A 9,287-nucleotide genomic window follows, 5' to 3' on the forward strand; every position below is an offset into this window, starting at 1 on the left:
GAGCCATGGAAATTGATTTTTTGCTGATTGGGCAGGGGATAGCAGGTACTGCTCTGGCCTACCGATTAAAGCAAGCTGGAAAAAAAATCCGAATAATTGACCAACCTACAGGAAATCAATCCAGTAGGGTGGCTGCAGGTTTATATAATCCTGTGACAGGGAGAAAAATGGTTAAAACCTGGAATGCTGATCTGCTTTTCCCGGAAATCAAACCTTTCTATCAGGAACTGGAGGAAATGACTGGCGAGCGGTTTTTAATGGAGCAAAATATCTATCGTCCATTTCTTTCCATAGAAGAGCAAAATGAATGGATGGGGCATAGTGCTGAAGAAGGATTTTTGAGATATCTGGAAGAAATCTACACAGAAAGTCAAAGCCCAGACCTCAAAGATTCTTACGGAGGAGTTTTATTAAAACAATCAGGTTGGCTCAAAATCCCAGACTTTTTGGAAGCAATGAAAAGTTATTTCAAAGAGGATTTGGTGATAGAAACTTTTGAGGAAGAAGAGTTAGCTTTTGAAAATGAACTTTGGCAGTATAAAGATTTTCAAGCAAAGGCCTTGATCTATTGCAATGGACTCGGTGCTATGCAGTCAAGATTTTTCGGTTTTCTTCCTTTTGCACCTGTCAAAGGAGAAATTCTCGAAGTTAAGCAAGCCTTTTGCCCAGATTACATCGTAAATAGAGGCGTATTTCGAGTTCATTTGGGCGAAGGAATTCATCGGGTTGGGTCCACTTACACAAAACATGATTTGGATCAAGGCCCCACAGAATCAGCTAAATCTGAAATTTTGGAGCGCTTAGAAGATTTGGTAAAATTACCAATTGAGGGAATTGTGTCGCATAAAACTGGAATTCGGCCTGCCACAAGAGATCGAAAACCATTTTTGGGAAAACATCCTAAGGCCGAGAGCGTTTACATATTCAATGGTTTTGGTGCGAAAGGCGTATCCCTTGTGCCTTACTTCAGCAAAATCATGTGTGACTATTTATTGGGGAAAACATCCATAGCCAAGGAAGTAGACATAGCTAGGTATTTTAATTATATTTAAAAAAACATCTTTCAGCAATACGAATGCGATATCACCTTTACCGAATATTGATTTTTGCTGGCTTATGGTTGAATTCATTTTTAGTCCAGGCCCAGTTTGACCAGGATAGATTCGGAAAAAACAGAGTTCAACACCAGCAATTTGAATGGTATTATTTTACCTCAAATAATTTTGAGGTGTATTACTATGACCGTGGTGGAGCAAATGCAAAAATGGCGATTGAATATCTGGAAAGTGAATTTAATCGACTGACCCAGATGATCGGCTATGTTGCATACACAAAGCCTAAAATCTACATCTATAACTCTCCGGAAGAATTGCTTCAAAGCAATTTGAATTTGAATAAAATGGAGCTCTATGAGGAGGGGCAGACGGATTTCAATAGATTAATTGCAGAAGTTTCTTACAAAGGCGAGGTTGATAAATTCAAAAGAGACCTGATTTATGCGACTTCGAAAGTAATTATTCAAGAGATGCTCTATGGTTCATCTGTTGCTGATGCTTTCCAGTCTAATCTGGTAAATGCTTTTCCAGAATGGTACATAGATGGAATTGCGCTTTATCTGGCAGCTGGCTGGAGCAGGGAGATGGATGATTTTGTAAGGCATTACTTGCAAGAGGAAGATAATCCAAAGCTGTTAAAATTAAAGGAACATGAGGCGGCTTTGGTCGGTCAATCGGTTTGGAACTACATAGCTGAGCGGTATGGTAGGCGCTACATTTCAAGCATTCTAAACCTTTCTAGAATCAATAGAAATGAAGAAAATAGTATTGCCAATACGGTAGGACTTAATTACAATTTATTCAAAGAAGAGTGGAGAAAATATTACACAACAATAAACCAGCAAGTCTTTAATAGTTTCAAAAATTTGAGTGATGAAGGTGCTGTTGCTACTACTTCACCAAAAGTTATTGGAAAAATAAATGACATAAAATTTAGCCCTGATGGATTAAATTTAGCTTACGTTATCAATAATGGAGGTAAATATAAGGTTCAGGTAAGGGAAATCAGTTCTGGAAATGAACGCACAATTTTCCAGGGTGGGGCAGTTTATCAGGATCAGCAACCTAATTTTTCATCGCCAATTATTGCTTGGAGAGATTCTGCAAATATTGCAATCGCATCATTCAAAAGAGGAATTACGACACTGCGGTTAAGATCGATAGATGGAAGTAGTCAGGATAAAATTTTCCTAAGAAATATTACCCAGATCTTAAGTTTGGATTTCAATGAGTCTGGTAGAAATATGGTTCTTTCAGCAATTTCAAATGGAAAAACTGATATCTATACATTGAATACCAGAGGACAGGGAAAACGACTCACCAATGATATTTTTGATGATCTGACTCCAATGTTCTTGAATGATTCTACGATCATTTATTCCACAAACTTTACCGAACTCCCAGATTCACTTGATCTAAAAGAAATAGATCTAAAGACCTTACCTGACTTTTATAATCTTCAATTAATGGAGGTGGGTGATACGATTGTCACCAAGAGACTTACAAATACAAATAGTAAAAATGTTCTGCCAAGAAAAATCAATGGTAATAATTTGGTTTTCCTATCTGATTTGAGTGGTATAAATAATTTGATGCGATTAAGTGTAAGTTCTCAGGTCGCCAATCAAATTTCTGCATTTGACAAAAGTATCGAGGTGTTTGATGTGAATAGTCGGATGAATAAAATTGCATATGCCGTTAGAGATGGGCGGGAAAGTTTTTTGAAGATTGAAAGCTACAGCAGTTCGGATCAATTTACTCCAAGTACCCCTAGAATTCAGCTGGAGCAAGCAAAATCGCTAAATGAAAGAATAGCTGCCAGAAGACTTTTGGAGGAGAAAAACAATCCAACTCCCGAACCACAACCAGAAAAAGCTCCTGCGGAAGATCCACTTTTGATGCCAGCTGATACAGTTAACAAAAACAAGTCAAATTCCATTAATTTGGATAGGTTGAGATTTGAATCTAAAAACGGAATTGATACCGATAATTATACTTTTGACTCTCTGCCTAATCCACAACTTGCAAAGGAAAACGTAAATGAGACATCGAATAAGATTAATTTATTAGATAGTTTCAGGAAGCAAAGTCTTCAAAAGAGGGTTTCCGGACCAAGAGGGATGGAGCCACTATTCCTCACCAATAGCATCAATACCCGGTTTGTAGTAGATCCACTAAGAGGTTTTGGCGTGAGTTTAACAGGGAAAATGACAGATCTTTTGGATAATCACTCTTTTTATGGAGGAGTGATGACTACGCTGGATTTTAGATCAGGTGGTGATATTTTCTTTGAATATGAGTATCTAAAAAGTCGAATCGATTTCAAGGCTAGATTCGATCGCAAAACTGTTCGGATTTCCGAAGGAGATATTACATTCCAAAAGTATGTCTTGACTAAAATTGAAGCTGGATTCTCTTATCCATTCAATATTAATACAAGATTCACTCTTGCTCCATTTATTGCCAAAACGCAATATTTCAACCTAAATTCTGATTCTTTGATTTTGGGTACTGTTCCGGATCAAAACAGATTTGATGTGAATTACATCGGAGGGAAAGCTGAATTTGTGATTGATAAAACGGAAGCAATTGGGCTTTATTCTCAGGCTGGATTCAAAGGAAAAATTGGATACATGCAATATCAGTCTTTGAATAAATCTTCCAGGTCATTTGGCAATTTCTACCTTGACTTGAGAAATTATCAAAAGATCCACAAGAATATAATTTTCGCTTCTAAGCTATACGCTGGCTCATTTATGGGCAACAATCCACAGACCTATCTGGTGGGAGGTATGGACAATTGGTTGTTTAATGAATTTTATAGACCACCGTCCAATAGACCGGAGAGTTCTCCAATTCGGAACCCATCCGGTGTGGAGAATTCTAATATCTTGTTTGCTGACTTTGTTGATCTCAGAGGATACGATTATGATGAAATCCGTGGAAGAAACGTGATTTCATTTACCTCGGAATTGAGGATTCCTATATTCTCCTATTTGACGAGGGGTAATATCACTTCTAATTTCATTAGAAACTTCCAATTGGTTGGTTTCTATGACATTGCTTCAGCTTGGAATGAATCGGCACCTTGGGAAAAAGTAAATGATCAGAATACCGAAGTGATCAATACCGAAGGTTCTCCATTTACAATTGTTCTCAATAATTTCAATAATCCTTGGCTTCAGAGTTATGGAGCAGGTTTGCGCACCGTTCTTTTGAATTATTATGTGAAATTTGACGTGGCACAACCAGTCCGAAATTATAAGAATGAAGATCTGAAGTTCTATGTAACTTTGGGCATCAATTTCTAATACTCAAAATCTATTATGATCAAATCGATGACCGGCTTTGGAAATGCCGGATTCGAGGATGAGCATCTTATTATCCATGTGGAGGTAAAGTCGCTCAACTCAAAATTTTTGGATCTTTCCATTCGTAGTCCAAGACAATTTTCGGAAAAAGAACATGAAATAAGAAACCTGGTTCAAGGGGTCTTGGATCGTGGTAAAGTCAGCGTTTCGATAGAATTTCTATCCAAAAGCTCCAAAGAATTGCCTGTGTCAATCAATCAGGAGTTATTCACTACTTTCTATCATAAGTTTAAAGGGCTAGCTAATTCAGTTGGTGATGACACGAAAGATATTTTCAAATTAGCTCTTCAAGCTCCAAATGTGATCAATAACGTTTCTTCCGAAGAAAAAGATGAAGTTCAAGAATGGAACAAAGTCAAAGAAATATTGATGGAAGCTCTTCAAAAGTGTGATGATTTCAGAGTTGACGAGGGGAATTCACTTGAAGAAAAATTGGATGAAAATATTGCTGCAATTTCCCAAGGGTTAGCCAGTGTGGCAAAAGAAGAAGGTCAGCGAAAAGAAAAAATTAAGAATAAGATCCGCAACCATTTCAATGATTGGTTGGATGAAAATGCCTTTGACGCAAATAGATTTGAGCAAGAGTTGATTTACTATTTTGAAAAATTAGATATCACTGAGGAATTGGTTCGATTGGATACTCATTTAAAGTATTTTTCAAAAATCATGAAGGAAGAAAAAAACCAAGGTAAAAAACTCGGTTTTATCAGTCAGGAAATTGGGAGGGAAATCAATACTATCGGATCAAAAGCCAATGATGCGGGAATTCAGAAATACGTTATTTTGATGAAGGATGAATTAGAAAAAATAAAGGAGCAATCCATGAATGTATTGTAAAGGGACTTTTAGTCCCTTTTTTGTTTATTTTTTCTGATCACTTTTCCATTGGAGATTCCTGTAAGTTCTCCATTTTTTACTGCAATTTTCCCATTGACAATAACATAGGGAATTCCAATAGGATATTGATGAGGATCTGTAAATGTCGATTGATCAAGAACTGTATTCGGATCAAAAATCGTGATATCAGCATAATAACCCTCCTTAAGAAAGCCTCGATCTTTTAGCCCAAGCCTTTCTGCTGAAAGTCCTGTCATTTTGTGAATAGCAGTCTCTAAAGGCATTATTTTTTTCTCCCTGACATAATATCCTAAAATCCTTGGGAAGGTTCCATAAGCCCTTGGATGTGGATGACCATCTGCGGGACTTGAGAGCCTGCCATCAGATCCAATCATCGTCATTGGATGCTTCATAATGTTTTCCACATCACCTTCATCCATTGCATGGTAGATGGTTCCAGTTCCGCCGTTTAGTTGTGCTTGAATCACCAATTCTGCCCCATTTTCAATACTTGGCTCCAATCCTTCCATTTCTAGCCAATCCTGAAGCGTTTTCCCTTCAAGTTCTTTTTTCCAAGCTACCCTTGAGAATTGAATTCTTCTCAAATCATTTCCACCCCGATCATTTAAAATATTAAAAATAATCCCTGATTTGATGCTATCCTTTAAAGCTTTGTCTTTGACCCTTTCTGCAAATCCTTCTCCCTCCATTGCCCAACTTGGAATTAAAACGCTGATACCTGTATGGCTTGCAGCATAGGGATATTGATCCATCATGATGTCCAGGCCAAGAGCCCTTGCTGAGTCTACCATAGCCAGCGTTTTACCACTAGCTCCCCACATTTTCACTCCTATTGCCTTATGATGCGTTAAGACAACTGGGATTTTAGCTTCTCTTGAAATGATTATTGCTTCTTCAACTGCTCCCAAAAGTCCCAATCCCTCTTCTCTTAAATGTGAAGTATAAATACCATCCTTTTCCCCAGCAATTTTTGACAGAGCGATCACCTCACTTAATTCTGAAAAAGTCCCTGGTAAATATTTTAATCCGGTGGAAATTCCGAACGCCCCTTCATTCATCCCTGATTCGACAAAAGATTCCATTTGCTTTAATTCTTCTTCACTTGGTTTCTTGTCTTCCATTCCCATTACCTGTCTTCGGATAGTATTGTGTCCTACTAAATAGCCGACATTAATACCTAAATCAAAACTATCCAAGCTATCCAGATAACTTCCAAATGGCCAAGGACCGCCTCCATCAGGACCTCCTAGCGCAAAAGTAGCTCCTTGCTTTAGGAGGCTTTCTGCCATTGGTAGCTGCATCAGAGGCTCTAAATGAGTGTGCATATCGATAAAACCCGGGCTGACTGCTAGTCCTTCTGCATTTATTATTTCAACGGCCTCCTCAGAACTCAAATCACCGATTTTAATAATCCGATCACCAATTATTCCGATGTCTCCTTGTACTGGGTTTTCACCAGTTCCATCGTAAATGCTTCCATTTTGAATAATAATATCAAACGACTTGTCTTTTTCTTGACAAGAGAGGAAAATCAAGAACAGCAGGAACCAATGATAATTTTTCATCTAGAGGAAAAGAAAGGTGGGTTGACACCTTAATTTAGATAGAAAAAAAGAAAGCTTGCACTTTTCAGCACAAGCTTTCTTTGTGAAAACGAGGTGAGATTAATTTAATCTGAATTTTATAGGCATTGTCATTCTGGATCGAACCGCACGACCATTCATTCTTCCGGGTAACCAGTTAGGTGAGTTTCTAATCACGTCAAGTGCTACTTCATCACATCCTCCTCCAACTGTACGGACTACTTCAGCATCTTGGATAGATCCATCCGTATTGACTACAAACCTTACTATCACAGTTCCTGAAATACCCATCCTTCTTGCTTGTGAAGGATACTTTAGATTCTTGTTAAGGTATTCGTACCATTTATCCATTTCACCTTTAAATGAAGCCTGTACCTCTACAAATTCTTTTATTTCATCAGGATCTTCTACTATTGGCGGTCCCATTGGAGCAATTTCAGTTGGGATAGGTTCTTGTTCAATACCGAAATCAACGATTGCTTCTAGCTTATCGATGATAATATCATCTTCTATGATTTCGATTTCGGGTTGTTGAATAACAGGAGGTGGGGTAGGATGATCTTGATTGGTGACGGGTATATCCAAAATATCCCAGGTACTGTCTTCTTTATCAAAAGTCTTTATTTGAAAATCATCATAAGCCTTCCATTCGAAGGCCACCAAAACTGCAGCAACACTGAGCATTAATCCCAGGTTAAAAATCATTCCAGACAATTTACCAACGTCTGAACTCGGGTTTTTTTTGTTTTCCATGGTTTTGTTTGTTTAGGTAAAAATCAATTCCTAAGAATTTAACTACTTCAAAACCAAAAGACTAACCCAGTAACATTTATTAACTAATTAAAAAGTTGTTAAAAAATTGACAAAAAAAAGACCCGAGCAATCGGGTCTCATATTTTAGCTAAGTTTAAATCTGATTGGAAGTCTCATTCTTGTACGAACTGGTCTACCTCTTTGCTTACCTGGTTCCCATTTAGGAGCAGCAGATACAACTCTTACAGCTTCTTCGTCACAACCTCCGCCGATTCCTCTTAAAACGTCAACGTCTTGAATAGATCCATCTGTGTTTACAACGAAAACCACGATAACAGTTCCTTCGATACCCATTCTTCTTGCTTGAGTTGGGTATTTAAGGTTTTTGCTAAGGTATTGATTCCAACCTGACATTCCACCTGGAGGATTTGGTTGAGTTTCTACCACGTCAAAGATCTCATCAGCTTTCTCCTCAACTGGAGCTTCAGCGATAACAACTTCTTTGATCACAGTTTCTTCTTTCACATCCACATCAAAGTTTACTTCGATTTTTTCTTCGATTTCAACTTCATCTGGGATTTCCTCGATGATTGGCTGTTCAACTGGTGGCGGTGGTGGTGGTGGCTGCTCAGTGATTGGAATATCAATCAGCTCTTCGAAATTGTCAGTCACCTGGCCTAGGTCCTTAAGAGCACCGTCGTCAAATGACTTCCATTCAAAGGCAGCAAGAGTAGCGCCTACAGCCACTGCTAAGCCAAGATTCAGGAACATGCCTGACTTTCTGGTTAGATCAGCCTTTGGAGTCTTTTTTGCTTCCATGGTGAATTGGTTTATACAGGTTAATTTTTTTCTAAATAAGAATAACAATTCTAAGGATTTAGGACCATTATTCCAAGTTGTTTTTTACTTTGGACAACTTAAAATATGTGAAGAATCCAGCGATTCCACCTATTTCATTGACAATCATGTCCATATAATCATACGTACGAAAGGGTACAAATTGTTGCAGTGACTCTAAGACGATTCCTGCTAAGACTCCGAAAACCAAGAAGTTAAGTAACAATCTTTTACTTAAAATACCTTTTTGATTTGCTTTTATTCCAACTCCGCACCACAGAAAACTCAAGATGCTAAAGCAGATAAAATGGATTAATTTATCCTGAAAATCGAACGCATCAACCTCTGGGAATTTATCTCCGGGTGTAAGCATGGCAACAGAAATGACTATTAACCAAGCTAAACTCAGATATAATCTCAAATTGATTGCTTTTAAGCTCCTACTAATTCAGCATATTCATCTGCTGACATTAAAGAAGAAGTATCTCCAGAAACTTTAACTTTTACCATCCAGCCTTCACCATATGGATCAGAATTGACCAACTCAGGCTCATCTGCTAGTTTATCGTTTAATTCTGTCACTTCACCGGAAACAGGCATAAAAAGATCAGAAACTGTTTTTACTGCTTCCACTGTTCCGAATACTTCCTCTGCTTCCAAAGTATCTCCTACAGTTTCTACTTCCACATATACAATATCGCCCAGTTCTGACTGTGCAAAATCAGTAATTCCTATAGTAGCAATTTCACCTTCAATTTTAACCCATTCGTGGTCTTTTGTGTACTTTAAATCTTGTGGAATATTCATAATTGAAATTTTTTGTAAAGAAA

General features: G+C 37.8%; 8 protein-coding genes. 3 read left to right on the top strand and 5 right to left on the bottom strand.

Annotation, left to right across the window (positions count from 1 at the left end; all coding sequences use genetic code 11):
- Window positions 1-5: 5 nt before the first annotated feature.
- From J0A69_RS08380 to J0A69_RS08390, 3 genes are read left to right on the top strand one after another with little or no spacing between them, the layout of a single operon-like run.
- Window positions 6-1,052 carry an NAD(P)/FAD-dependent oxidoreductase gene (locus tag J0A69_RS08380; protein WP_206586112.1) on the top strand — a complete coding sequence of 349 codons (1,047 nt, stop codon included), beginning with the start codon at window positions 6-8 and terminating at the stop codon, window positions 1,050-1,052.
- 23 nt (window positions 1,053-1,075) lie between these two features.
- Window positions 1,076-4,366 (top strand): biopolymer transporter Tol, encoded by a 3,291-nt coding sequence (locus J0A69_RS08385; RefSeq protein ID WP_206586113.1) that lies wholly within the window; start codon window positions 1,076-1,078, stop codon window positions 4,364-4,366.
- 15 nt (window positions 4,367-4,381) lie between these two features.
- Window positions 4,382-5,263, top strand: coding sequence for a YicC/YloC family endoribonuclease (locus J0A69_RS08390; RefSeq protein WP_206586114.1), 882 nt, complete (start codon window positions 4,382-4,384; stop codon window positions 5,261-5,263).
- An 8-nt stretch (window positions 5,264-5,271) separates the two neighbouring features.
- Here J0A69_RS08390 and J0A69_RS08395 read toward each other — a convergent pair whose 3' ends face one another.
- The 5 genes from J0A69_RS08395 to gcvH all read right to left on the bottom strand — a co-directional run bounded on the left by J0A69_RS08395 (window position 5,272) and on the right by gcvH (window position 9,264).
- Window positions 5,272-6,849 carry an N-acyl-D-amino-acid deacylase family protein gene (locus J0A69_RS08395; RefSeq protein WP_206586115.1) on the bottom strand — a complete coding sequence of 526 codons (1,578 nt, stop codon included), beginning with the start codon at window positions 6,847-6,849 and terminating at the stop codon, window positions 5,272-5,274.
- A gap of 99 nt (window positions 6,850-6,948) precedes the next feature.
- A complete protein-coding gene (locus J0A69_RS08400) occupies window positions 6,949-7,620 on the bottom strand; it encodes an energy transducer TonB (RefSeq protein WP_206586116.1) in 672 nt (223 codons plus the stop codon).
- Between the two features lie 144 nt (window positions 7,621-7,764).
- Window positions 7,765-8,439 carry an energy transducer TonB gene (locus tag J0A69_RS08405; RefSeq protein ID WP_206586117.1) on the bottom strand — a complete coding sequence of 225 codons (675 nt, stop codon included), beginning with the start codon at window positions 8,437-8,439 and terminating at the stop codon, window positions 7,765-7,767.
- A gap of 67 nt (window positions 8,440-8,506) precedes the next feature.
- Window positions 8,507-8,878 carry a VanZ family protein gene (locus J0A69_RS08410; protein WP_206586118.1) on the bottom strand — a complete coding sequence of 124 codons (372 nt, stop codon included), beginning with the start codon at window positions 8,876-8,878 and terminating at the stop codon, window positions 8,507-8,509.
- An 11-nt stretch (window positions 8,879-8,889) separates the two neighbouring features.
- Window positions 8,890-9,264 carry a glycine cleavage system protein GcvH gene (gcvH, locus tag J0A69_RS08415; RefSeq protein WP_206586119.1) on the bottom strand — a complete coding sequence of 125 codons (375 nt, stop codon included), beginning with the start codon at window positions 9,262-9,264 and terminating at the stop codon, window positions 8,890-8,892.
- Between the last annotated feature and the right edge of the window lie 23 nt (window positions 9,265-9,287).

The organism is Algoriphagus pacificus (assembly GCF_017254845.1).
GTDB classification, from domain to species: Bacteria; Bacteroidota; Bacteroidia; order Cytophagales; family Cyclobacteriaceae; genus Algoriphagus; species Algoriphagus pacificus.